Genomic DNA, 23,129 nt, shown 5'->3' with positions numbered 1-23,129 from the left:
CGAGCATGAGGATCTATCTGGACGCGAACGCCGTCATCCGGATGGTCGAAGGGCGCGACGACAGCGCGGAGAGGCTTGCGGACCTCGCGCGCCGGCTTCCCCGGGAAAGTCTGAGGACAAGCGAACTCTCCTTGTCCGAGGTTCTTGTGGGCGTCCTGCGCGCCGGCGCTTCAGAAGGCGAAGCGGCGCGCGAAGAACTGGCGGCGGGTTATGTGGCGCTGATCGCGCCCGGCGCGACGGTCGCGCCCTATCCGGTCGACCGCACGCTCCTGATCGCCGCCGCACGGCTGCGGGCGAGCGATCTTGCGCTGAAGCTGCCGGACGCGATCCACGTGTCGAGCGCCGTCGCCGATGGTTGCGCCACGATCGTTTCGCACGATCGGAAAGTGCGGAGCGTCGCCCGAAGCCTCGGCTTGCTCGCCGTCTCCCTCGACCTCGCCGACCTTGACGCCCTTTTCGCGGAGATTGACGCCGCCTCATGACCACGTCCGCGCCCATGACCGACGCTCCCCTGCTCTCCGTCCGCGACCTTTCCGTGGACTTCGCCCGCGAGGGCGGCCGCTCGCTTGCGGTGGACCGCGTGTCGTTCGATCTCGCGAAAGGCGAGACGCTGGCGCTGGTGGGCGAAAGCGGCTCGGGCAAGTCCGTCACCGCGCTCTCCGTGGTGCGGCTGCTGCCCTACCCGTCCGCCGGGCACCCCTCCGGCGAGATCCTGTTCAACGGCCGCGATCTGCTGAAGGCCCCGGAGAAGGAGCTGCGCAAGGTGCGCGGCGCCGACATCTCCATGGTGTTTCAGGAGCCCATGACCTCGCTCAATCCGCTGCACACCATCGAGCGGCAGGTGGGCGAGATCCTCACCGTGCATCGCGGCTGGTCGGGCGCGAAGGCCCGCGCGCGGGTGCTGGAGCTTCTGGAGCAGGTGGGCATTCCGAACGCGGAGGAGCGGCTCGACGCCTTTCCGCACCAGCTTTCCGGCGGCCAGCGCCAGCGGGTGATGATCGCCATGGCGCTCGCCAACGAGCCGGACATCCTGATCGCCGACGAGCCCACCACCGCGCTCGACGTAACGGTGCAGGCGCAGATCCTCGCGCTGCTGAAGCAGCTTCAGGGCCGGCTCGGCATGGCCATGCTGTTCATTACCCACGACCTCGGCATCGTGCGCAGGATCGCCGACCGGGTCTGCGTCATGACCGGCGGGCGCATCGTGGAGCAGGGCCCGACGGCGGAGGTGTTCGCGAACCCGGCCCACGCCTACACCCGCAAGCTGCTGGCGGCCGAGCCCAGGGGCGCGCCGCCGCCCCGGGACGAAGCGGCGGAGACGGTGGTCGCCGCCGACGACCTGAAGGTGTGGTTTCCGATCCGCCGCGGCCTGCTCCGCAGCACGGTCGGCCATGTGAAGGCGGTGGACGGCGTCTCCGTAACCGTCCGGCGCGGCCAGACGGTGGGGGTGGTGGGCGAAAGCGGCTCGGGCAAGACCACGCTCGGCCTCGCCATCCTGCGGCTGATCTCGAGCCAGGGGCCGGTGAGCTATCTCGGCCGCCGCATCGACGGGCTCGGCTTCCGCGCCATGCGCCCGCTGCGCAAGGACATGCAGATCGTGTTCCAGGACCCCTACGGCTCGCTCAGCCCGCGCATGACGGTGGTGGACATCGTGGCGGAAGGGCTCGACGTGCAGGGCAAGCGGCTGAAGCCGGCGGAGAAGCGGGCCATCGTGGCGCGGGCTCTCGCCGACGTGGGCCTGCCCGAGGACGCCATGGACCGCTACCCGCACGAGTTCTCCGGCGGCCAGCGCCAGCGCATCGCCATCGCCCGGGCGCTGGCGCTGGAGCCGGCCTTCATCGTGCTGGACGAACCCACCAGCGCGCTCGACATGTCGGTGCAGGCGCAGATCGTGGAGCTGCTGCGGGAGGCGCAGGCGCGGCGCAACCTGTCCTACCTGTTCATCAGCCACGACCTGAAGGTGGTGAAGGCGCTCGCCAACGATCTGATCGTGATGCGCGGCGGCAAGGTGGTGGAGCAGGGACCGGCGGCGGAAATCTTCGCCGCGCCGAAGACCGACTACGCCCGCGCCCTGCTCGCCGCGGCGTTCGACGCCACGGCCGCCGACCTCCACGCGGTGGCGCAGTGACCGGCCCGGACCCCATGGCCGATCGCGTCGCCGAGGTGGCGCTGGAGGGGCCGGAGACGCTGTTCGACGGCTACCGCCGGCTTGAGGGCTGGCGGGTGACGCTGCCCGCAGCCGCCGGCCGCGGCCCGATCGACCAGCATCGCGAGGTGCTGCGGGCGGGTCCCTGCGTCGGCGTCATCGCGGTCGACCTCGCCCGGGACGCGCTGGTGCTGATCCGCCAGTTCCGCCTGCCCGCCCATCTCGCCACCGGCCATGGCGATCTGGTGGAGATCGTCGCCGGCCGCATGGAGCCCGGCGAGGACGCGGCGGAGGCGGCCGCCCGCGAGCTGACCGAGGAGACCGGCCTGACCGCGACCGCGCTCGCGCCCGTCTTCCGCTTCCTGCCGACGCCCGGCATCGTGGACGAGAACGCCACGGTCTTCCTCGCCGCCGTGGATTCCGCCGCTCTGCCCGACGAGGCCGGCGCGGAGGAGGAGCAGGAGCTGACCCGGCCCTTCGCGATCCCGATCGACGACGCGCTCGCTTCCCTCGCCGACCCTGCGCCCCGCAACGCCTATCTGCTGCTGGCGCTGCAATGGCTGGCGCTGAACCGGCCGCGGCTGGCCGCGCTTCTGTCGGACGCAGCGAACGCCTGACGCGCTTTTTCGCTTGGCGGCGTTCCCGTTTCGTGCCAAATTCGAACGTATGGAGAACATCGTTTCCCGTGAGGCGGAAGGCGGCGGTCTGGATGAGATGGATCTCGTCCGGGAGGCGCGCCGGCCGTCGCTCACCGGCGTCGCGGCCATTCTCGCGCGGGGCGTGTGCCGTCACTTCCGCGATCTCGGGGCGGGGTGCCTGCTGGAGACGCCGCTGCGTTCGGGACGGCGCGCGGATGTGATGGCGCTCACGCGGAACGGGGAGATCGTGATCGTGGAGATCAAGTCCGGCCCGCAGGACTTTCGCGCCGATCGCAAGTGGCCGGAATACCGGGCGTTCTGCGATCGGCTCTACTTCGCGGTGGGAAATGGCTTTCCCAAAGACCTCATTCCGGAGGACGCGGGACTGATCGTGGCCGACGGCTACGGAGCCGCCGTGCTGCGGGAGGCGCCGGCCCATCCTCTGGCAGGCGCGCGCCGGAAGGCGGTCACCTTGCGTTTCGCCCGTCTCGCCGCGGCGCGACTGCAGGCGCTGGGTGATCCGCCAGACGTCGCAGCTCTGTGATCTTGTGTTGAACTGCGGCGCATCTTCGCCGCAATCGGGTCTCAATTCGGCGCGAACTGCGGCCCACCTTCGAAAGATGACTGATTCGTCGACCCTTTCCGGAACGGAAGCGGCGGCGAACGCACCGCAGCCTTGCGCAGCTTACGTTTCCGGGTTCAAGCATACGAAAGCGCCAGCCATGTCGAACGACGACGTGAACGCAGTCATCCTCCGCTTCGCCCGCACGCTTCAGCGGTGCGGCGAAGATCCGCGCGCGATCTTCTCCGCGCTGATCGGCGCGGCCGCCACGCTGTCTTCGGACCTTGGCCACGAGGTCAACAGTCCCGCCGATCTGCGCCGGGCGATCGACGAGGTGGTGGAGACCGGCCATCTCGCCGGCTTTCGCGGCGAGCCCCAGACCTCCTCAGCCCTCGCCCCGAAGGTGATCCCGTTCCGCCCCGCCGCGAAGGTGGCGTGAACCCGACCGCGTCGGGGAACCGGATGGCGCCCGCTGCTCCGGGGCGCGAGATTGAACTCACTCTTTGACGGATGGCGCAGGCCCGTGCGGCCCCGGACGCGCCTCGCGCTCAAGCCTTTCGCAGGCCCAGGCGTCTTCCGCAGGCGACCGCCGTCGACGCCGGCCTGAAGGCGCGACGCCGGAGTCCGGCGTTTCCCCTTGCGCGACACGCACGTCGAACGCCGCCCGCGCGCTGGTCAGGCGCAGCGCTATATGCGTACATGCATCACGTTAGAGGGTTCCGGTCGCGTCTTCGCGATCGCATGTGGAGGTCTGTCCGTGGATCGCCGGCTGATCGCGCTCCAGAACGGGGCGAGCGAGGTGGTGGGCCTGACGCTCGCGCGGTTCGCGGCCCTGCGCCAGAACGAAGGCCTGCGGGTCGCGGGCTGCGTGGAGGAGACGGCGGGCGTCCCGGGTTCGGGCTGCGCCGGACGCACCGTGCGCGACCTCGCCACCGGCCGGCGGCATGTGATCGGGCAGGATCTCGGGCCCGGCTCCCTCGCCTGCCATCTGGACCCGGCCGGCGTGGCCGCCGCCTGCGCCGACGCGCTGGAGGCGATCGAGGCCGGCTGCGATCTGGTGGTGCTGTCGAAGTTCGGCAAGCTGGAGGCCGACCGCTCGGGACTGGTGGACGCCTTCGCGGCGGCCATCCTGCGCGACCTGCCGGTGGTCACCTCGGTCGCTCCGTCGTTTTCGCGAAGCTGGAGCCTCTATGCCGGCGATCTGGCGGCTTACGCCGAACCGACCGACGCCGCGCTGGAGCGCTGGTGGCGCGCGGTGCGACCGGACTCCCCGCTGCGGGCCGCCGGCTGACATGGCTCCTGTCGCGCGCGCGCTGGCGCTCGTCACCGCCCTGCTGGCCGCGGCCTGTCCCGCAGCCGCCAAGGTGTTCACGGACGCCGCCGGCCGGCGCGTGGAGATCCCGGACGCGCCGAAGCGGGTTCTGCCGGCCGGTCCGCCGGCCGCCGTGCTGGTCTATGTGGTGGCGCCCGACCTGCTGGCCGGCTGGACCCGCGCCCCGAGCGCGGACGAGAAGCCGTTCCTGCGCCCGGAGGTCCGCGATCTGCCGGCCTATGGCCGCCTCGCCGGGCGCGGCGGAACCGCGAACCTCGAAGCGGTGCTGGCGGCGAAGCCCGATCTGATCGTGGACGTGGGCTCGGTGGACAAGACGTACGCCGCGCTCGCCGACCGGGTGCAGGCCCAGACCGGCGTGCCCTACATCCTCATCGACGGGGCGCTGGCGAAGTCGCCCGAGACCCTGCGCCGGCTCGGCCTCGCCTTGAACCGCGAGACCCGCGCCGGGGAGCTCGCGACCTATGCGGACGACGCCCTGACCTCGGTCGCGGCCGGCGTCGCGCGCATTCCGACCGAGGCGCGGCCGCGCGTCTACTACGCCCGCGGGCCGGACGGGCTTGAGACCGCGCCCAAGGGCTCGATCACGGTGGAGTCGCTCGACGCGGTCGGCGCGGTCAATGTGGCTGAGGGCGGGACCGGCCTCGCCCGGGTGTCGCCCGAGCAGATCCTCGGTTGGAATCCGGACGCGGTCGTCACCATTGATCAACGTTTCGCAACGCGGGCGAAATCCGACCCGGTCTGGTCCGGAATCAAGGCCGTGCGCGAGGGCCGGGTCTACGCCGCCCCCGCCGCGCCCTTCGGCTGGCTCGATGCGCCGCCGGCCGTGAACCGGCTGATCGGGCTGCGCTGGCTCGCGCGAGCGCTCTACGGCGGCGCCTTTCCCGGCGACCTCCGCGCCGAGACGAAGCGCTTCTACGCCCTGTTCTACGGCGTCGCGCTGGACGACGCCCGGCTGGACGACCTGCTGCCGGCCGCCGGCCCTCCGCGATGACCCTCCAAGCCGCCGCCTGCCGCCGCGTCGCGCCCGGACTGGCGCTCGCCGCCGTCGTCATGCTCGCCCTGCTCTCGGGCAAGTTCGCAGCGACGCCCGGGGAGGTGCTGACCGTGCTCGCGACGAAGCCTTTCGGCCTGCCCTCCGGCCTCGACGCGGCGACGGAGACCGCGATCTGGCAGGTGCGGCTGCCGCGGGTGCTGGCGGGGCTCGCCGTCGGGGCGGCGCTGGCCGCGGCGGGCGCCACCTATCAGGGCCTGTTCCGCAACCCGCTGGTCTCGCCCGACATCCTCGGCGTCTCGGCCGGCGCCAACCTCGGCGCCGCGCTCGGCGTGTTCCTGTCGCTGGATGTGCTCGTGATCCAGACGCTGGCGTTTCTCGGCGGCCTCGGCGCGGTGTCGGCGGTCTATGCGGTCGGCGCGGCGATCCGCACGCGCGATCCCGTGCTGGTGCTGGTGCTGGCGGGCGTCGCGGTGGGCGCCCTGCTCGGCGCCGCGCTGTCGCTGATCAAGATCCTCGCCGATCCCTACAACCAGCTGCCCGCCATCACCTACTGGCTGCTGGGCAGCCTCGCCTCGGTGACGCGCGGCGACCTCGCCGCCGTGCTGCCGGCCATCCTGATCGGGCTCGCGCCGCTGGTCCTGCTGCGCTGGCGCATGAACCTCATGACGCTCGGCGAGGAGGAGGCGCGCGCGCTCGGGGTCGAGACCCGCATCCTGCGGCCGCTGCTGATCGCGTCCGCCACGCTGATGACGGCGGCGGCGGTCTCCATCACCGGCGTCATCGGCTGGGTCGGGCTGATCGTGCCTCATGTGGCGCGCATGCTGGTGGGGCCGGACTTCTCCAGACTGCTGCCCGCCTCGCTGATGCTGGGCGGAGGCTTTCTCGTGGGCGTCGATCTGGTGGCGCGGCAGGCGGCGGCGATCGAGGTTCCGCTCGGCGTGCTGACGGCGGCGATCGGCGCGCCGTTCTTCCTGTGGCTGCTCGCCACCGCGCGGCGGGGCTGGTCGTGACGCTCGCCGCCGAGGCCCTCGCCACCGGCTATGGCGACGTCATCGTGGGCCGGGACATCGCGTTCGCGGTCCGCCCCGGCGAGGCGCTGTGCCTGCTGGGGCCGAACGGCTGCGGCAAGACCACCCTGTTCAAGACGCTGCTCGGCCTCATCCCGCCCAAGGCCGGGCGGGTGACGCTCGACGGCGAGGACATCGCCCGCTGGCCGCGCCGCCGGCTCGCCCAGGCCGTCGCCTATGTGCCGCAGGCGCAGGCGGCGCTGTTTCCGTTCACGGTCGCGGAGATGGCGCTGATGGGCCGCGCCGCGCGGATCGGCCTGTTCGAGAGCCCCGGCGCCGCGGATCACGCCGCCGTCGCGGCCGCGCTGGCGAGCCTCGGACTCGCGGGGCTTGCGGAGCGCGTCGCCACCGAGCTGTCGGGCGGCGAGCGCCAGCTGGCGCTGATCGCCCGCGCGCTGGCGCAGGAGCCGAAAGCGCTCGTGATGGACGAGCCGACCGCGAGCCTCGACCTCGGCAACGAGACCCGCGTGCTGGAGCGGGTGCGCGAGCTGAAGGCGCGCGGCCTCGCGGTGGTGCTGTCGACCCACGATCCCGACCATGCCTTCCTCGTCGCCGACCGGGTGGCGCTGATGGCGAAGGGCGGAATCGTGGCGATCGGCCCGCCCGAGGAGACGATCACCCCGGACCGGCTGCGGGCGCTGTACGGCGTTCCCGTCGCGGTCCCCTATGTTCCCGAACTCGGCCGGCGCATCGTCGCGCCGTCCCTTCGCACGGCAGGAGAAACGCCATGAAGCTCAGCGCGCGCAACGTCCTCAAGGGCAAGGTGGTCGAAGTGACCAAAGGCGCCACCACCGCCCATGTGAAGCTCGACGTGGGCGGAACCATCGTCACCTCCTCCGTCACCAACGCCGCGGTGGACGAGCTGAAGCTCGAGGTCGGCCAGCAGGCCTATGCGGTGATCAAGGCCTCCGACGTCATGGTCGGCGTGGACTGACCATGGTCCGGCTCAACGAGATCCGCGACGGCGAGATCGCCGTCGCGCCGCCGCCCGCGACCGACGCGGGACTGGTCTTCATCGGCCGCATCCGCACGCCCTGGACCTCGAGGCTCGAATGCCCGCGGCAGGGACGGGCCGACGGCCCGGTCTGCCGCATCGAGATCTTCGAGCCCTGGGTCCCGGCGCTCGCCGGCCTCGAGGCGTTCGAGCGGGTGGAGGTTCTGTACTGGCTGCACGAATCCCGCCGCGACCTCGTGCTCCAGAGCCCGGGCCGGGACGGCGTGACGCGGGGAACCTTCGCCCTGCGCTCGCCGGTGCGGCCGAACCCGATCGGAACCTCGCTCGCGACACTGGTCGGCGTCGAAGGGGCGACCGTTCTCGTCCGCGGTCTCGACTGCCTCGACGGCACGCCGCTGATCGACCTGAAGCCGGACCGCTGCCTGTTCACGCCGCTCGCCGCCCCGCAGAAGGGCGATTTCGACACGGGAAACTGAGCCGGCTTTCCACCTCGTGAACGTGTTGTTTCGGCAACGCTCTTCGCCCGATCGCTATGTTCGTATAAATATGGCGGTGGTGTGACTGGCGGCGGCGTTCGAGGCATGCCAGCGATGACGTCCTAATCGGGGGCTGCCGGCCACGACTCGGCCGGACTGAGGAGGACGTCGATCTTGCGTTATGTTCGTTCACGTATTGCGATCTCGGTCGGGGCGCTGGTCGCGGCGTGCGGCCCGGCCCTGTCCCAGGCGCTTCCCGCAAGCGCGGCCCAGGACGCGGCCGAGTCCGGCGTGTTCCAGCTCGGCGAGATTTCGGTGATCGGCACGGACCGGACCAAGGGGGGCACGTCCGGCCAGGCGCTGTCGCAGGACCGCGCCACGGCGCAGGACATGTACGTCTTCAACCGCGCCTCTCTGGACGACGCGCTGACGCTGGTTCCCGGCGTGCATGTGGACGGCTTCGGCGGCAGCCGGAACGAGAAGGTCGCCTACATCCGCGGCTTCGACCTGTTCCAGGCCCCGCTGTCCATCGACGGCGTGCGGGTCTACCTGCCCTACGACAACCGGCTCGATCTCGGCCGCTTCATCACGCCGGACCTCGCCGCGGTTGAGGTGCAGAAGGGCTACGTCTCGGTGCTGAACGGCCCCGGCGGCATGGGCGGCGCCATCAACCTGGTGACCCGCAAGCCGACCAAGGCGCTCGACTTCACCGCGCAGGAGACCATCGACCTCGGCAATACGGGCAAGCTCGCCGCCCATGTGGGCGCGGCCTCCCTCGGCACGCTGCAGGAGAAGTTCTATCTGCAGGCCAACGCCGGCTACCGCAGCAGCGACGGCTTCTTCCTGTCCAGGAAGTTTGATCCGGTCAGCTTCGGCGGCGTGGAGACCGAGAACGGCGGCCGGCGCGACCATGCGGAGACCCGCGACTGGCGCGTGAACCTGAAGGCGGGCTTCACGCCCAACGACACGGACGAGTATTCGATCAGCTACACCAAGCAGGAGGGCCGCAAGGAGGCGCCGTTCTCGACCCGCGAGCCGATCCGCGGCGTCACCGGCCCCGCGCCCACGGGCACACCGGGTTTCCAGCGCTCCTGGGAATGGCCGAAATGGGACTATGAGAGCGTCTACTTCCTCTCCCACACCGCGCTGGGCGACAAATCCTATGTGGACGGCAAGCTGTTCTACAACAAGCTGAACAACCTGCTCTCGGCCTATGACGACGGGACCTTCGCCACGCGGACGACCGGCCGCTCCTTCGACAGCTATTACGACGAGACCGGCTACGGCGGCAGCGTGGAGCTGGGAACCGAGCTGATCCCCATGAACACGCTGAAGGGCGCGTTCCACTGGCGCCGCGACGTGCATGAGCCGCGCAACCTCGCGAGCCCCGGCGTCAACACGGTGTTCGACGCCGAAGCCGAACAGTCGGAGAACACCATGTCCTTCGCGGTCGAGAACACCTTCCACGCCACCGAGCGTCTCAACCTCGTGGCGGGGCTGTCCTACGACCGCCGCGATCTCGACAAGGCGGAGTATGTGGTCGGCTCCGGCGCGACCTCAAGCCTTCGCGAATACGACAAGAAGGACGACGACGCCTGGAACTGGCAGGCGGCCGCGATCTACAAGCTGAGCGATGCGGGCCGCGTGCACGCCAGCGTCTCGGACCGCACGCGCTTCCCCACGCTGTGGGAGCGGTTTTCGACCCGCTTCGGCGACGCCCTGCCCAATCCCGGCCTCAAGGCCGAGCGGGCGCAGAATTGGGAGCTCGGCTGGACCGACATGGTTCGCCCCGGCCTGACCCTCGGCGCGACCGTCTTCTACAGCGACGTGAAGGACGTCATCCAAGGCGTCGGACGGGACCTCGACGGCGATGGGATCAACGAATTCGTTCAGAACCGCAATGTCGGCGACGGCGACTATTACGGCGTCGAACTCAAGGCCGAATGGGCGGCGAACGAGACGCTGACCTTCGGCGGCCACTACGCCTTCCTGCATCGCAAGATCGACGGCCCGGACGGCGCGAACATCAAGCCGGTCGGAACGCCGAAGCATTCCGCTTTCGTGTACGCCAAGTGGGAGGCCTATGCGGGGCTGGTGCTGACGCCGAGCCTGGAGCTGTCCTCGTCGCGCTATTCGAGCGACCGGTTCGAGAGCGCCTACACGAAGAACGGCGGCTTCGCGCTTGTGAACATGTCCGCCGATTACAAATTCACCGAGAACTTCTCGGCCGGCGTCGGCGTGCGCAACCTGTTCGACAGGAACTACGCGGTCCAGTACGGCTACCCGGAAGCCGGCCGCACCCTGTTCATGCGGGCGAAGGCGACGTTCTGACCGGGCGCGGCCCATTGACGGCGGGCCTGCGCCCGCCGACTCTGGAGCCGTTTCAAACTCACGGCGGCGGCGTCTTCTCGTCCGCCGCCGTTTCGGCTCGGGCGGACGGATGGCCTCTCTGCGACTGTGGATCGTCATGGACCCCGACGGCCGCGTCGGCCCCGGCAAGGTCGAGCTGCTCGAGGCGATCGCGCGCGAAGGGTCCATCTCCGCGGCGGGGCGGGCCATGGGCATGTCCTACCGCCGCGCCTGGGATCTGGTGGACGAGACCACGAAGATTTTCGGGCAGCCCGTGGTGGCTTCGCAGGCCGGCGGCAAGCACGGCGGCGGCGCGCGGCTGACGCCCTTCGGCGAAGAGGTGATCGCGCGCTACCGAGCGGTGGAGAAGGCGGCCGCCAAGGCCGTCAAGGCCGAACTCGCCGCGCTGCAGGCGGGCGTGCGCGCCGCGGACGACGACGCGGCCTGAGTTGGAAGCCGGCTTGAGAACACCCTCAACCGTCATGCCCGAGCTCGTCTCGGGCATCCACGACTTGGACGTCGACGATTGCGCCCGATGGAAAGTCGTGGATACCCGCGCGAAGGCGCGGGCATGACGTGGAGGGCGCGTTCGGCCTCGCACGAGACACGCCCCGGTGAAGCCCTCAGGCCCGGACCGGATAGACCGACCCGCTCAGCGCCCGATGGTATAGCGCGCCCGCCAGCACGATGACGACGGCGCCGGCCAGAACCGGCGAGAACAGGAACGGCCACGACGCGCCGGCGAGGATGACGACGATCGGATCGGCGCCGGCGGGCGGATGGGTCGTCTTCGTGACCAGCATGGCGGCGATGGCGGCTCCGACCCCCACGCCGAAGGCGAGCGGTCCCGCGCCCAAAACAGTCAGCGCCGCGAGCCCGATCGCGGTCGAGACCAGATGGCCGCCGATGACGTTGCGCGGCTGCGCCAGCGGGCTCGCCGGCACGCCGAACACCAGCACGCAGCTGGCGCCGAACGGGGCGATCAGCAGCAGGGCGCCGGACATCTGCGACAGTTCGGCCAGGGCGTAGATGACGAGGAAGCCGCCGAAACCGGCGATCGCCGCGGCGCGCGCGGCCCTGACGGACGCCATGGCGCCCTCCGACTTGGATTTCGAACTGCAGGGGAACGGAGCCGGCGCGAAACGCCGGCCCCGAACGGCGTGGCGTCAGCCCGCCTTCTTGTACTTCGCGGCCTCTTCCGAGCCGCCGGTCGCGTCGCCCGAGGCGTAGGAGCGTGCGCCGACGCCGGCGAGCTTGCCGCCCTGCACGATCAGGTATTCGTCGCGGATCGGCCGGCCGTCGAAGTGGCACTCGAGGATCTCGCGGGTGCCCGCGGCGTAGCGGGCCTGAGCCGAGAGCGAGGTGCCGGAGATGTGCGGCGTCATGCCGTGATGCGGCATGGTCCGCCACGGATGGTCGTTCGGCGCCGGCTGCGGGAACCACACGTCGCCGGCGTAACCCGCGAGCTGGCCGCTCTCGCAGGCGCGCACGATGGCGTCGCGGTCGACGATCTTGCCGCGGGCCGTGTTGATGATGTAGGCGCCGCGCTTCATCTTCGAGATCATGGTCTCGTCGAACAGGTTCAGCGTCTCGGAGTGCAGCGGGCAGTTGATCGTCACGACGTCGCAGACCTTGACCATGTCCTCGACGGTGTCGTGCCAGGTGAGGTTCAGCTCCTTCTCGACCGCTTCCGGCAGACGGTGGCGATCGAAATAGTGCAGATGCACGTCCTACGGCTTCAGGCGACGCAGCACCGCGAGGCCGATGCGGCCGGCGGCGACCGTGCCGATGTGCATGCCCTCCACGTCGTAGGAGCGGGAGACGCAGTCGGCGATGTTCCAGCCGCCCTTCTTCACCCACTCGTAGGACGGCAGGTAGTTGCGCACCTGGGACACGATCATCATCACCACATGCTCGGCGACGCTGATCGAGTTGCAGAAGGTGACCTCGGCGACGGTGATGCCGTTCTTCACCGCGGCGTCCAGGTCCACATGGTCGGAGCCGATGCCGGCGGTGAGCGCGAGCTTCAGCTTCGGCGCCTTGGCGATGCGCTCGGCGGTCAGATAAGCCGGCCAGAACGGCTGCGAGATCACCACCTCGGCGTCGGCGAGGTGCTTCTCGAGTTCGCTGTCCGGACCGTCCTTGGACGAGGTCACGACCAGCTCATGGCCGTTGGCCTCGAGGTACTTCCGCAGGCCGAGCTCGCCCGAGACCGAGCCCAGAAGCTCGCCCGGCTGGAAGTCGATGCCCTTCGGTGTCGGCAGCGTCTGCCCGTCCGCGTATTTTTCGATCTTCGGCAGATCGTCGCGGGCGTAGGTCTTCGGCATGCCGTCGACCGGATCATCGTAAAGAACACACACGACCTTGGCCATGTCTTAAGTCTCCTCGTTCCACGTTTCCGGGAAGAGGGGCGCGCGCCGTCCCGCATTCCCGTCGCGCATGGGGCGACGGGATCAAGACGTGTCATAGACTTATAACAAGACCAATCTGAAAGATCGGCCGCAGGCGCTTCCTCTTTATCGCGCTTGTGAGGCTGTTTTCTGCCTTCTTGAGCGTCGAATGACGGGAGGCTGAACCTCGCGGCGATAGATGTCTAATGAAACCATTTGAAGCGCTGATAGGCGTCGTCAATCAGCGACCCGGCTGATCGCCGCCGCCAGTTCGGCTTCGAGATCAACGTCGAGCGCGCAGGCGAGCAGCGCGTCCGCCATGGGCGAGCGCGGCTCCCGGTCCGAGAACACCAGACCGATGGACTGGCTGTGCGCCGGCTCCACCAGATCGATCGCCACCAGATCCGGCGCGGCCGGAAACACGCAGAAGAAGGTGTGCGGCACGATGCCGGCCCACGCCCCGTGACGCAGATGCGAGCAGACGCTGAGGAACGAGTTCGACGTCACCTCCGGCCGCACCGCCACGCCGATCGAGGACGCGAGGTTGTTGATGATGCGGCGGTTCTGCATGTCCTCGCTCAGCAGGCAGAGCCGCTCCCGCGCCGCTTCGCCCCATGTGATCGAGCGGCGCCCCGCCAGCCGGTGGGCGCGATGGGCGACGAAGACGTAGCGCTCCTGATAGAGCGGCGCGCGACGGACCCGCTGCAGCGGCTCGTTTTCCAGGTAGGTCATGCCGCCGTCGAGCTCGAAGGCGTCCAGCCCCTCCTGGATCGCCCGCGAGGTCAGCGACCGCGCCTCCACCGTGGCGGCGGGATGCGCCCGGGCGAAGCGGGCGGTGATGAAGGCCACCGCCGGCATGGCGGCCGGGATGACGCCCAGCCTGAGCGCCCCGGTCAGGCCCTCGCGGGCGCCGCTGAGATCGTCCTTCAGGCTGTTGTAGTCGGTGAGGATCTGGCGGCCCCAGATCAGCACCCGCTCCCCTTCGGGGGTCAGCCCCTCGAAGCGCTGTCCGCGCACCACGAGGCGGGCGTCCAGATCCTCCTCCAGCTTGCGGATCGCCGCCGACAGCGTCGGCTGGGTGACGTTGCACGCCTCCGCAGCGCGGGCGAAATGCTTTTCGCGGGCGAGCGTGACGAAAAAGGAGAGATGCCGGACAAGCATGGAGAACGGCCACCGTCATTCGTTATGTGAAATAGAATATAACGATCGCTCGCCTGAACGCCAGAACCCTCTGGGCGGAGACGAACGCGCGGCGCATGGGAGCCATTCCGGTCGCGTCGCAGGCCGCCCATGCTATGAAGTAAGGATCGGATCGTTCCCGTCCCCCGCCGCGGAGCCGTTCATGCGACCCCTTTCGGTTGTTCTCGCCGCCGCGCTGGCGCTTGCGGTCCTCCCCGCCCGGGCGGAATCACGGATTCAGGCCCTGATCGAGCGGCTGCGCGGCGACACGATGCCGGAGGGCGTGGTCAAGACCAACGGCCGCATCGAGGCGACGCAGATCGACGTCTCCTCCAAATATCCGGGCCGGCTGGCGGAGGTGACGGTCGCGGAGGGCGACGAGGTCACCGCCGGGCAGGAGATCGCCCGCATCGCCTCCCCGGAATATGAGGCGCAGCTGCGCGCCGCCCAGGCGCAGGTGCTGCGCGCCCGTCAGGCGCTGGCCGAGGCGGAGGCTCTGATCGCCCAGCGCCGGAGCGACCAGATGTTCGCCCGCAACGACGTGGAGCGCGGCCGGGAGCTGGTGGAGAAGGGCTATCTCAGCAAACAGGTGTTCGACCAGCGCTCCACCAAGGCGGACGCCGCCGACGCCGCGCTGAAAGCGGCGGAAGCGCAGCGCGAGCAGGCGCAGTTCGCCATCCGCGCCTCCGAGGCCGACGCCGAGCAGATCAGGGCGATCCTGGTGGATCTGGTGCTCGTCGCCCCGCGCAGCGGGCGGGTGCAGTACCAGCTCGCCCGCGCGGGCGAGGTGGTCGCGGCCGGCGCGCGGGTGCTCACGATCCTCGACCTGTCCGACGTCTACATGACGATCTATCTGCCGGCCGCGCAGGCGGGCAGGCTGGCGCTCGGGGACGAGGCGCGCATCATCCTCGATCCGGTTCCGCAATATGTGATCCCGGCGACCATCAGCTTCGTCGCCGCCGACGCCCAGTTCACGCCCAAGACGGTGGAGACCGCCGACGAGCGCGAGAAGCTCATGTTCCGGGTCAAGCTCCAGCTCGACCGGGACCTGCTCGCCAGATACCACCGGCAGGTGAAGACCGGCGTCCGGGGTCTCGGCGTGGTGCGCACCTCGCCCGACGCCAGGTGGCCCGAAGCGCTCGCCGTGAAGCTGCCGTGACCGAGCCGGCGGCCCGCCTTGCGGGCGTCACCCATCGCTACGGCCGGGTGACGGCGCTCGACGCGCTGACGCTGGACATTCCCGCCGGTCGCATGATCGGCGTCATCGGCCCGGACGGCGTGGGCAAATCCACCCTGCTCGCGCTCGTGGCCGGAGTGCGGAGGATCCAGCAGGGCGAGGTCCATGCGCTGGGCGGCGATCTCTCGGTCAAGGCCGAGCGCGAGGCCCGGCGCGGGCGCATCGCCTACATGCCCCAGGGCCTCGGCCGCAACCTCTACCCCACGCTCTCGGTGTTCGAGAACATCGACTTCCACGCCCGGCTGTTCGGGCAGGACGCCGCGGAGCGCCGCCGCCGCATCGACGAGCTGCTGCAGGCGACCGGGCTCGATCCGTTCGAGGCCCGCCCCGCCGCCAAGCTCTCCGGCGGCATGAAGCAGAAGCTGTCGCTCTGCTGCGCGCTGATCCACGATCCCGACCTGCTGGTGCTGGACGAGCCCACCACCGGCGTGGACCCGCTGTCGCGCGGGCAGTTCTGGGACCTGATCGACTCGATCCGCGCCCGCCGGCCGGGCATGAGCGTGATCGTCGCCACGGCTTACATGGAGGAGGCGGAGCGCTTCGACTGGCTGGTGGCCATGGACGACGGCCGCGCGATCGCCACCGGCGCGCCGGCGGAGCTGCGCGCCAGGACCGGCGAGGCCACGCTGGAGGCGGCCTTCGTGGCGCTGCTGCCCGAGGCCAAACGCGCCCAGCATCGCGCGGTCGAGCCGCGGCCGCGGGTCGCCGCCGACGACGCCACGCCCGCGATCGAAGCCGAAGGGCTGACGCGGCGGTTCGGCGACTTCGTCGCGGTGGACCATGTGAGCTTCCGCATCGGACGCGGCGAGATCTTCGGCTTCCTTGGCTCCAACGGCTGCGGCAAGTCCACCACGATGAAGATGCTGACCGGGCTGCTGCCGGCGAGCGAGGGCGTCGCCAAACTATTCGGCCGGCCGCTCGCCGCCGACGACATGGAGACCCGCCGCAACGTCGGCTACATGTCGCAGTCGTTCTCGCTCTACAGCGAACTCACCGTGCGCCAGAACCTCCGGCTGCACGCCGAGCTCTACCACCTGCCCGACGCCGAAATCCCCGTCCGCATCGGGGAGCTGCTGAACCGCTTCGACCTCGCGGAGGCGGCGGAGGCGCGGCCGGACGCGCTGCCGCTCGGCATCCGCCAGCGCCTGCAGCTTGCGGTCGCCGTGCTGCACCGTCCGGCCATGCTGATCCTCGACGAGCCGACCTCGGGCGTGGACCCGATCGCCCGCGACAGCTTCTGGCGCACGCTGATCGACCTCTCGCGGGACGACGGCGTCACCATCTTCCTTTCCACCCATTTCATGAACGAGGCGCAGCGCTGCGACCGCATCTCCTTCATGCACGCCGGCAAGGTGCTCGCCGTCGGAACCCCGGATGAACTGGTCGCGGCGCGCGGCGCGGCGACGCTGGAGGAGGCCTTCATCGCCGATCTGAAGGAGGCGGCCGGGATCGCGGACGGCGCCGTCCCCGCGCCGGCGCAGGCCGCGATCCGCGAACCGGAGACGGCGCCGCGCGCGGAGAAGCGGTTCGACCCGCGCCGGCTCTGGGCCTGCGCCCGGCGCGAGACCATGGAGCTGCTCCGCGACCCGATCCGGCTGAGCTTCGCCTTTCTCGGCCCCCTGATCCTGATGCTCGCCTTCGGCTTCGGCATCTCCTTCGACGTGGAGAACCTGAAATTCGCGGCCTACGACCAGGACAACTCCATGGAGAGCCGCCAGCTGGCGGAGGCCTTCTCCAGCTCGCGTTATTTCTCCGAGCAGCCGCCGCTTCGCTCCGCCTCCGAGCTGGACGAGCGCCTGAAGAGCGGCGAGCTCACGCTCGCGATTGAAATCCCGCCCTCCTTCGGTCGCGACCTCATGAGCGCCCGCCGGCCGGAGGTGTCGGTCTGGCTCGACGGCGCCATGCCGTTCCGGGCGGAGACCACCCGCGGCTACGTCACCGCGCTCGCGACCCAATACGCGCAGACGCTCTCCGCCGACCGCGCCGCCTCCAGCCACGCTGAGACGCCGGTCTCGATCGAGACCCGGTTCCGCTACAATCAGGACTTCCGCAGCGCCAACGCCATGGTGCCGAGCGTGATCATGCTGATGCTGATCGTGATCCCGGCCATCATGTCGGCCATCGGCGTGGTGCGCGAGAAGGAGACCGGCTCGATCGCCAATTTCCGCTCGACGCCCATCAGCCGCTTCGAGTTCCTGTTCGGCAAGCAGCTGCCCTACATCGCCGTCGCAATGGCGAGCTTCGTTCTGCTGGTCGTCATCGCGCTCACCGTGTTCGACGTGCCGATCAAGGGCTCGGTCTGGGTGCTGGCGCTCGCGACGCTGCTCTACGTGGCGGCGACCACGGGCTTCGGCCAGCTGATCTCCAGCTTCACCCGCACGCAGGTCTCCGCCGTCTTCGCCACCGCGATCCTGTCGATCATCCCGGCGGTGAACTTCTCGGGCCTGATGGCGCCGGTGGCCTCGCTCTCCGGCGGAGGGCGGCTGATCGGCATGAGCCTGCCGCCGGCCTGGTACCAGCCGGTCAGCGTCGGCGTGTTCACCAAGGGGCTCGGCATCGCGGAGCTGTGGACCAACCTTGCGATGCTCGCCCTTTTCTTCCTGCTGTTCCTCGCGGTGGCCCAGCTCGGGCTGCGCAAGCAGGAGGCCTGAGATGCGCCGCCTCCTCATCCATCTCGGAAACATCGGCCACCTCATCGTCAAGGAGCTGCGCAGCATCCGGGCCGACCCGGTGATGCTGCTGCTGGTGGTCTACGCCTTCTCGGTCGCGGTCTACACGGTCGCGACCGGCGTGAAGCTGGAGGCGCGCGATCTCACCATCGGCGTGGTGGACGAGGACCGCTCGGAACTGTCCCGCACGCTGCTCGGGGCCTTCGGCCCGCCGCTGTTCAAGGTCGCGCGCGTGATACCGGCCTCCGCGATCGACGCCGAGATGGACGCCGGGCGGCTGGTGTTCGTGCTGGAGATTCCGCCGAACTTCCAGGCCGACCTGATGGCGGGGCGCCGCACCGGACTTCAGCTCAACATCGACGCCACCGCCATGACCCAGGCCGGCAACGGCTCGGTCTACATCCAGCAGATCATCGCCCAGGAGATCGCGCGCGCGACCGCCGGGCGGGAGGCCACGTCGACGACCCCCGTCGACGTGGTGGTGCGGGCGCGCTTCAACCCCAATCTCGACTCGGGCTGGTTCAGCTCGGTGATGCAGATCCTGAACAACGTCACGCTGCTCACCATCGTGCTCACCGGCGCCGCCCTCATCCGCGAGCGCGAGCAGGGCACGGTGGAGCACCTGCTGGTGATGCCGGTCACGGCGGTGGAGATCATGCTGGCCAAGATGGCGGCGAACGGGCTCGTCATCCTGGTCGCGGCCCTCGCCTCGCTCACGCTGGTGGTGGAGTGGTGGCTCGGCGTGCCGGTGGCGGGCTCGCTCGCGCTGTTCGCGTTCGGCGCGGCGATCTACGCCTTCACGGTCGCGGCGCTGGGCATCCTGCTCGGGACGCTCGCCACCACCATGGGCCAGTTCGGGCTGCTCGCCATTCCGGTGTTCGTGGTCACCCAGCTGCTGTCGGGCGCGACCACGCCCATGGAGAGCATGCCGGTCTGGCTGCAATGGACCATGCGGCTCATCAGCCCGACCCCCCATTTCGTCGCCTTGGCGCAAGGGGTGCTCTACCGGGGCGCAGGCCTCGACGTCGTCTGGCCGGAGATCGCGAAGATCGTCGCCATCGGCGGCGCCTACTTCGCCTTCGCCCTCGTTCGGTTCCGGAAGGTGATCTTCGCCTGACGGCGCCGCGCCCGTCATCCTCATGTCGCGCCGAGCGGCTCAAACACCTCCGACGACCACGCCCGCCCCGGACAGCCCCATGACCGAACCCCACGCGCCCGCCTCCGCCGCCGAACGCTGCCCGCCCTGGCTGTGGCCGGTGGAGGCCGCGCTGCGTCTGACCGCGCGCAATCTGGACTTTCTGGAGGAGGCGGCGAAGATATCCCGTCCGCCCGCGCCCGGCTGGGCGACGGCCAACACCGTGCGGCTCGATCTTCCCACCATGCGGCTGCGCGAGTTCGGCGACCCGACCACCGGCGCGACGCCCGTGGTGATCGACGCGCCCTATGCGGGCCACAGCGCCACCATCGCCGATTACGCCGACGGCCAGAGCCTCGTGGCGACCCTGCTCGCGAACGGCGTCCCCCATGTGCTGGTGACCGACTGGAAGCCCGCGACGCCGGAGATGCGCTACTTTTCCATCGACACCTATCTCGCCGAGTTCAACGCCGCGGTCGACGACCTCGGCGGCGTTGTCCGCTTGGTCGGCCTGTGCCAGGGCGGCTGGCTGAGCGCGATGCTCGCAGCCCGGTTCCCGCACAAGGTCGCATCGTTGGTGCTGGCTGGCTCGCCCATCGACACCAACGCCGGCGACGGGCCCATCAAGCGGCTGGCGCATGAGATGCCGCTCAAGAGCTATCGCGCCATGGTGGAGATGGGCGACGGGCTCATGCCCGGACGCTTCATGCTGGCGGGCTGGAAGAACATGCATCCCGCCGAGCAGTATGTGGACAAGTTCGTGAAGCTCTACGAGAATCTCGCCGACCGGGACTATCTCGACCGCACGGAGACCTTCGCCTCCTGGTATGAGAACCCGCTCGACCTGCCGGGCGTCTATTACCTTCAGGCGATCGAGGAGCTGTTCAAGCACAACCTGTTCGCCAAAGGCGAGTTCGTGGGCCTCGGACGGCGCCTCGACCTCGGCCGCGTCGCCTGTCCGCTGTATCTGCTGGCCGGCGCGGAGGACGACATCACAACGAAGGAGCAGGTTTTCGCCGCCCGCGACCTGGTCGGGACGCCGAAGCGCGCGATCGTGGAAAAGCTCGTGCCGGGCGGCCATATCGGCCTGTTCATGGGACGCAGGACTCTGTCCGACACATGGCCCGACATCGCGCGCTGGATGAGAGAGGCCGCCTGATGACGCTGGACGCCACCTCCGACGCTTATTTCCGAAGCGCTCTCGCCCGCTGCGAAAACCTCCCCGCGGTGCGGACCGGCGTGGTCCACCCCGTCTCGGCGAACGTGCTCGCGGCGGTGGCGGAAGCGGCGGCCGAAAAGCTGATCGACCCTGTGCTGATCGGCCCCCGCGCCCGCATCGCCGCCGCGGCCGAGGAGGCCGGAGTCGACATCGCCCCCTGGGAGCTGGTGGACGCCGAGCACAGCCACGACGCCGCGGAGAAGGCGGCGACGGCCGCCGCGGCCGGCCGGCTCGACGCGCTGATGAAGGGCTCGCTCCACACCGACGAACTGCTGGGCGCGGTGGTGCGGCCCGCGGCCGGGCTCCGGACCGAGCGCCGCATCTCCCACGCCTTCGTCATGCACATCGGCAGCTACCCGAAGCCGTTCATCATCACCGACGCGGCCATCAACATCGCGCCGGATCTCGCCGCCAAGGCCGACATCGTGCAGAACGCCGCCAACCTCTGGCGCGTCGCCGTGGGCGGAGAGGACGACCTGCCGAAGGTGGCGGCGCTCGCCGCGGTCGAGACGGTCAACCCGAAGATGCCGGCGACGCTCGACGCCGCAGCCCTGTCCAAGATGGCGGAGCGCGGCCAGATCGCCGGCGCGCTGGTGGATGGCCCCCTCGCCTTCGACAACGCCATCAGCCTCGCCGCCGCGCGCGAGAAGGGCATCGTCTCGCCGGTGGCGGGCGAGGCCGACATCCTGCTGGTCCCCGACCTCGAAGCCGGCAACATGCTGGCCAAGCAGCTCTCGTTCCTCGGCGGCGCGGATTCCGCCGGCATCGTTCTGGGCGCCCGGGTTCCGATCATCCTGACGAGCCGGGCCGACAACCTGCGCGCCCGCCTGCTGTCCTGCGCGCTGGCGGTGGCGCTGGCGGAGGCGCGCCGCGCGGGACGCCTGAAATGATCGACACGCTGCTGGTGCTCAACTCCGGCTCGTCGAGCCTGAAGTTTCAGGTCTTCTCCGTCGACGGCCTCGAGATGCTGGCCAGGGGCAAGGCGGTGCGGCTCGGCGAGGCGGCGCCCGTGATGGACGCCGAAGTGGTCGGCGGCGCCAGCGAGCATGTGGAGCTCGCGCCCGGCGCCGATCACGAGGTCGCGCTGTCGGCGGCGCTCGCCTTCGTGGACCGGCGCGACGCCGCATGGCGGATGCGGGCGGTAGCGCACCGCGTCGTCCATGGCGGAGACCGTTTCGTCGATCCGGTCATCGTGACGCCGGACGTGTTCGACGCGCTCGAAAAGCTGTCGCCGCTCGCGCCGCTGCACCAGCCGCACAATCTGGCGGCGGTGTCCGCCGCGCAGCGTCTGCTGGGCGACGTGGTCAGCGTGGCCTGTTTCGACACCGCGTTTCACGCCCGGCGCGAGCCGCTGTTCCACGATTTCGCGCTGCCGCGGGACCTGCGGGAGCGCGGCGTGCGCCGCTACGGCTTCCACGGCCTGTCCTACCACTGGGTGGAGCGGACGCTCGCCGCCGATCATCCTGCGCTCCACGCCGGCCGGGTGGTGGCGGCCCATCTCGGCAACGGCGCGAGCCTCTGCGCCATGGCGGCCGGCCGCAGCGTCGACACCACCATGGGCATGACGGCGCTGGACGGCCTGCCCATGGGCACGCGCTGCGGCGCGCTGGACGCCGGCGCGGTGCTCTATCTGCTGCAGGCGCTGGGGATGAGCGCCGAGGAGGTCTCCTCCGCGCTGTACGAGCGCTCCGGCCTGCTCGGCCTGTCGGAGCTCAGCAACGACGTGGAGACGCTGCTGGCGAGCACCGATCCCCGCGCGCGGTTCGCGCTGGCCTTCTTCGAGATGCGCGTGGCGCAGTTCGCGGCCGCCATGGCGGCCGCGATGGGCGGGATCGACGCGCTCGTCTTCACCGGCGGCATAGGCGAACACGCGGCGCCGGTGCGGCGGGCAATCGTGGAGCGGCTGCGGTTTCTCGGGCCGTTCGAGGCGCTCGTGGTGAAGGCGAACGAGGAGCGGGTGATGGCGGTGGAGGCGACCGAGCTCCTGGCCCGGACCGGCGTCCTGGGCTGAGCGTCCGTCCCCGAGCCCGTGCGGCTTGCGCGCGGCGCCCGCGGAGCCCGACAGGCAACCGGGCGCAATCACGCCCAAGCGGAACGGCCGGCCGTCAGCGCGCGGTCGGCAGCACGCCCTTGGCGACGGCGATCATCAGCGCCACCACCACCACCGTGCCGATCGCCCCGCCGGCGATGAAGGCGAGCACGGTCGCCACGAACCGGGCGAGACGGCTCCGCTGCGGCTGCGGCTCGGCGGCCGGGCCCGCCGGCGGGACCGAGGCTCCCGAGCCCACGGGCTGCGGCGCCGGAGCGGCGGCCGCGGCGGGTTCGGGGTCGCTCGCCAGCAGGCGCTCGCGCTCCACCATGCGGCGGGCGACGTAATCGGTCACCGCCTGCACGATCGGCTCCACCTCCGCGCTCTCGGCGGCGACCACGCGGCCGTTCCGCCCGTCGCGCAGGAAGCGGTAGAGCCGGCGGTCCCGGCCCATCTCCACGAAGGACACCATGTCCACGAACAGGCGCGGCCGGTCGCCCGGCACGAGGCCGATGTCGAACAGGTCCACCTCCGGCGGGATCGCCGCGAACACCGGGTCGAGCGCCTCCTTCAGGATTTCGAGCCGGGAAAGGTCGGCCTGCCGCAGCCCCGTCACCGCGTCGCCATGCTCGGCGGATTCGGCGCGCGCGCGCCGCAGCGCCTCGCGCAACGCTCCCGTGCCCGCGGGGCGGGACGGGGACAGCGGCGAGCGCGGCGGCTCGGCGTCGTGCGACGGATCAGACATGGCCCG

General features: G+C 70.4%; 22 protein-coding genes and 1 pseudogene. 19 read left to right on the top strand and 4 right to left on the bottom strand.

Features of this window, described 5'->3' with window-relative positions; all coding sequences use genetic code 11:
• Positions 1–5 precede the first annotated feature (5 nt).
• The 13 genes from PKE85_RS00245 (at position 6) to PKE85_RS00185 (ending at position 10,968) form a co-directional block, all read left to right on the top strand.
• On the top strand, positions 6–482 hold the full coding sequence (locus tag PKE85_RS00245; RefSeq protein WP_271202780.1) for a type II toxin-antitoxin system VapC family toxin: 477 nt from the start codon (positions 6–8) through the stop codon (positions 480–482).
• A 14-nt stretch (positions 483–496) separates the two neighbouring features.
• Positions 497–2,128: an ABC transporter ATP-binding protein gene (locus PKE85_RS00240; protein ID WP_271202852.1), complete on the top strand. Its 1,632-nt coding sequence runs from the start codon at positions 497–499 to the stop codon at positions 2,126–2,128.
• Positions 2,129–2,142: 14 nt separating this feature from the next.
• Positions 2,143–2,763, top strand: a complete 621-nt coding sequence (locus PKE85_RS00235) for an NUDIX domain-containing protein (RefSeq protein WP_271202779.1) — start codon at positions 2,143–2,145, stop codon at positions 2,761–2,763.
• A gap of 97 nt (positions 2,764–2,860) precedes the next feature.
• Complete coding sequence (locus PKE85_RS00230; RefSeq protein WP_271202851.1) at positions 2,861–3,328, top strand: MmcB family DNA repair protein; 468 nt, start codon at positions 2,861–2,863, stop codon at positions 3,326–3,328.
• 178 nt (positions 3,329–3,506) lie between these two features.
• The gene (locus PKE85_RS00225) at positions 3,507–3,785 is read left to right on the top strand and encodes a hypothetical protein (protein ID WP_271202778.1); all 279 of its coding nucleotides are present in this window, start codon (positions 3,507–3,509) and stop codon (positions 3,783–3,785) included.
• Positions 3,786–4,103: 318 nt separating this feature from the next.
• Complete coding sequence (locus PKE85_RS00220; protein WP_271202777.1) at positions 4,104–4,637, top strand: DUF2478 domain-containing protein; 534 nt, start codon at positions 4,104–4,106, stop codon at positions 4,635–4,637.
• A gap of 1 nt (position 4,638) precedes the next feature.
• Positions 4,639–5,670 (top strand): iron ABC transporter substrate-binding protein, encoded by a 1,032-nt coding sequence (locus PKE85_RS00215; RefSeq protein WP_271202776.1) that lies wholly within the window; start codon positions 4,639–4,641, stop codon positions 5,668–5,670.
• Complete coding sequence (locus PKE85_RS00210; RefSeq protein ID WP_271202775.1) at positions 5,667–6,683, top strand: FecCD family ABC transporter permease; 1,017 nt, start codon at positions 5,667–5,669, stop codon at positions 6,681–6,683. The genes PKE85_RS00215 and PKE85_RS00210 overlap by 4 nt, the downstream gene beginning before the upstream one ends.
• Entirely contained in the window at positions 6,680–7,471 is a 792-nt protein-coding gene (locus PKE85_RS00205; RefSeq protein ID WP_271202774.1) for an ABC transporter ATP-binding protein, read from the top strand. Before PKE85_RS00210 ends, PKE85_RS00205 begins: the two co-directional genes overlap by 4 nt.
• Positions 7,468–7,674, top strand: a complete 207-nt coding sequence (locus tag PKE85_RS00200) for a TOBE domain-containing protein (protein WP_271202773.1) — start codon at positions 7,468–7,470, stop codon at positions 7,672–7,674. The genes PKE85_RS00205 and PKE85_RS00200 overlap by 4 nt, the downstream gene beginning before the upstream one ends.
• Positions 7,675–7,676: 2 nt before the next feature.
• The gene (tsaA, locus tag PKE85_RS00195) at positions 7,677–8,171 is read left to right on the top strand and encodes a tRNA (N6-threonylcarbamoyladenosine(37)-N6)-methyltransferase TrmO (RefSeq protein WP_271202772.1); all 495 of its coding nucleotides are present in this window, start codon (positions 7,677–7,679) and stop codon (positions 8,169–8,171) included.
• Positions 8,172–8,345: 174 nt separating this feature from the next.
• Positions 8,346–10,502 (top strand): TonB-dependent receptor plug domain-containing protein, encoded by a 2,157-nt coding sequence (locus PKE85_RS00190; RefSeq protein ID WP_271202771.1) that lies wholly within the window; start codon positions 8,346–8,348, stop codon positions 10,500–10,502.
• Between the two features lie 109 nt (positions 10,503–10,611).
• The gene (locus PKE85_RS00185) at positions 10,612–10,968 is read left to right on the top strand and encodes a winged helix-turn-helix domain-containing protein (protein WP_271202770.1); all 357 of its coding nucleotides are present in this window, start codon (positions 10,612–10,614) and stop codon (positions 10,966–10,968) included.
• Between the two features lie 175 nt (positions 10,969–11,143).
• Here PKE85_RS00185 and PKE85_RS00180 read toward each other — a convergent pair whose 3' ends face one another.
• The 3 genes and pseudogenes from PKE85_RS00180 to PKE85_RS00170 all read right to left on the bottom strand — a co-directional run bounded on the left by PKE85_RS00180 (position 11,144) and on the right by PKE85_RS00170 (position 14,071).
• Positions 11,144–11,611: an HPP family protein gene (locus PKE85_RS00180; RefSeq protein WP_271202769.1), complete on the bottom strand. Its 468-nt coding sequence runs from the start codon at positions 11,609–11,611 to the stop codon at positions 11,144–11,146.
• Positions 11,612–11,686: 75 nt separating this feature from the next.
• Positions 11,687–12,892 (bottom strand): annotated as a pseudogene (locus tag PKE85_RS00175) (NAD-dependent formate dehydrogenase).
• 255 nt (positions 12,893–13,147) lie between these two features.
• Positions 13,148–14,071, bottom strand: coding sequence for a LysR family transcriptional regulator (locus PKE85_RS00170; RefSeq protein WP_271202768.1), 924 nt, complete (start codon positions 14,069–14,071; stop codon positions 13,148–13,150).
• Between the two features lie 181 nt (positions 14,072–14,252).
• On the opposite strand from PKE85_RS00170, the gene PKE85_RS00165 reads away from it, so the two are divergent.
• The 6 genes from PKE85_RS00165 to PKE85_RS00140 all read left to right on the top strand — a co-directional run bounded on the left by PKE85_RS00165 (position 14,253) and on the right by PKE85_RS00140 (position 22,360).
• The gene (locus tag PKE85_RS00165) at positions 14,253–15,248 is read left to right on the top strand and encodes an HlyD family secretion protein (RefSeq protein WP_271202767.1); all 996 of its coding nucleotides are present in this window, start codon (positions 14,253–14,255) and stop codon (positions 15,246–15,248) included.
• Positions 15,245–17,977 carry a ribosome-associated ATPase/putative transporter RbbA gene (gene rbbA / locus PKE85_RS00160; protein ID WP_271202766.1) on the top strand — a complete coding sequence of 911 codons (2,733 nt, stop codon included), beginning with the start codon at positions 15,245–15,247 and terminating at the stop codon, positions 17,975–17,977. Before PKE85_RS00165 ends, rbbA begins: the two co-directional genes overlap by 4 nt.
• Position 17,978: 1 nt before the next feature.
• Entirely contained in the window at positions 17,979–19,112 is a 1,134-nt protein-coding gene (locus tag PKE85_RS00155; RefSeq protein ID WP_271202765.1) for an ABC transporter permease, read from the top strand.
• A 79-nt stretch (positions 19,113–19,191) separates the two neighbouring features.
• Positions 19,192–20,289: an alpha/beta fold hydrolase gene (locus tag PKE85_RS00150; protein ID WP_271202764.1), complete on the top strand. Its 1,098-nt coding sequence runs from the start codon at positions 19,192–19,194 to the stop codon at positions 20,287–20,289.
• Positions 20,289–21,239, top strand: a complete 951-nt coding sequence (locus tag PKE85_RS00145; protein WP_271202763.1) for a bifunctional enoyl-CoA hydratase/phosphate acetyltransferase — start codon at positions 20,289–20,291, stop codon at positions 21,237–21,239. Before PKE85_RS00150 ends, PKE85_RS00145 begins: the two co-directional genes overlap by 1 nt.
• A complete protein-coding gene (locus tag PKE85_RS00140; protein WP_271202762.1) occupies positions 21,236–22,360 on the top strand; it encodes an acetate/propionate family kinase in 1,125 nt (374 codons plus the stop codon). The genes PKE85_RS00145 and PKE85_RS00140 overlap by 4 nt, the downstream gene beginning before the upstream one ends.
• A 94-nt stretch (positions 22,361–22,454) precedes the next feature.
• Here PKE85_RS00140 and PKE85_RS00135 read toward each other — a convergent pair whose 3' ends face one another.
• On the bottom strand, positions 22,455–23,123 hold the full coding sequence (locus PKE85_RS00135) for a hypothetical protein (protein ID WP_271202761.1): 669 nt from the start codon (positions 23,121–23,123) through the stop codon (positions 22,455–22,457).
• Positions 23,124–23,129 lie beyond the last annotated feature (6 nt).

Origin of the sequence: Methylopila jiangsuensis (genome assembly GCF_027922305.1) — a bacterium.
GTDB lineage: Bacteria > Pseudomonadota > Alphaproteobacteria > Rhizobiales > Methylopilaceae > Methylopila > Methylopila jiangsuensis.
The sequence above is the reverse complement of the archived record's forward strand: the minus strand, read 5'-3'. Positions and strand labels throughout refer to the sequence as shown.

Coding starts and splice junctions, on each gene's coding strand:
- PKE85_RS00245 (WP_271202780.1), top strand. CDS start 6: ATGAGGATCTATCTGGACGCGAACGCCGTCATCCGGATGGTCGAAGGG.
- PKE85_RS00240 (WP_271202852.1), top strand. CDS start 497: ATGACCGACGCTCCCCTGCTCTCCGTCCGCGACCTTTCCGTGGACTTC.
- PKE85_RS00235 (WP_271202779.1), top strand. CDS start 2,143: ATGGCCGATCGCGTCGCCGAGGTGGCGCTGGAGGGGCCGGAGACGCTG.
- PKE85_RS00230 (WP_271202851.1), top strand. CDS start 2,861: ATGGATCTCGTCCGGGAGGCGCGCCGGCCGTCGCTCACCGGCGTCGCG.
- PKE85_RS00225 (WP_271202778.1), top strand. CDS start 3,507: ATGTCGAACGACGACGTGAACGCAGTCATCCTCCGCTTCGCCCGCACG.
- PKE85_RS00215 (WP_271202776.1), top strand. CDS start 4,639: ATGGCTCCTGTCGCGCGCGCGCTGGCGCTCGTCACCGCCCTGCTGGCC.
- PKE85_RS00210 (WP_271202775.1), top strand. CDS start 5,667: ATGACCCTCCAAGCCGCCGCCTGCCGCCGCGTCGCGCCCGGACTGGCG.
- PKE85_RS00200 (WP_271202773.1), top strand. CDS start 7,468: ATGAAGCTCAGCGCGCGCAACGTCCTCAAGGGCAAGGTGGTCGAAGTG.
- tsaA (WP_271202772.1), top strand. CDS start 7,677: ATGGTCCGGCTCAACGAGATCCGCGACGGCGAGATCGCCGTCGCGCCG.
- PKE85_RS00185 (WP_271202770.1), top strand. CDS start 10,612: ATGGCCTCTCTGCGACTGTGGATCGTCATGGACCCCGACGGCCGCGTC.
- PKE85_RS00180 (WP_271202769.1), bottom strand. CDS start 11,611: ATGGCGTCCGTCAGGGCCGCGCGCGCCGCGGCGATCGCCGGTTTCGGC.
- PKE85_RS00170 (WP_271202768.1), bottom strand. CDS start 14,071: ATGCTTGTCCGGCATCTCTCCTTTTTCGTCACGCTCGCCCGCGAAAAG.
- PKE85_RS00165 (WP_271202767.1), top strand. CDS start 14,253: ATGCGACCCCTTTCGGTTGTTCTCGCCGCCGCGCTGGCGCTTGCGGTC.
- PKE85_RS00155 (WP_271202765.1), top strand. CDS start 17,979: ATGCGCCGCCTCCTCATCCATCTCGGAAACATCGGCCACCTCATCGTC.
- PKE85_RS00150 (WP_271202764.1), top strand. CDS start 19,192: ATGACCGAACCCCACGCGCCCGCCTCCGCCGCCGAACGCTGCCCGCCC.
- PKE85_RS00145 (WP_271202763.1), top strand. CDS start 20,289: ATGACGCTGGACGCCACCTCCGACGCTTATTTCCGAAGCGCTCTCGCC.
- PKE85_RS00140 (WP_271202762.1), top strand. CDS start 21,236: ATGATCGACACGCTGCTGGTGCTCAACTCCGGCTCGTCGAGCCTGAAG.
- PKE85_RS00135 (WP_271202761.1), bottom strand. CDS start 23,123: ATGTCTGATCCGTCGCACGACGCCGAGCCGCCGCGCTCGCCGCTGTCC.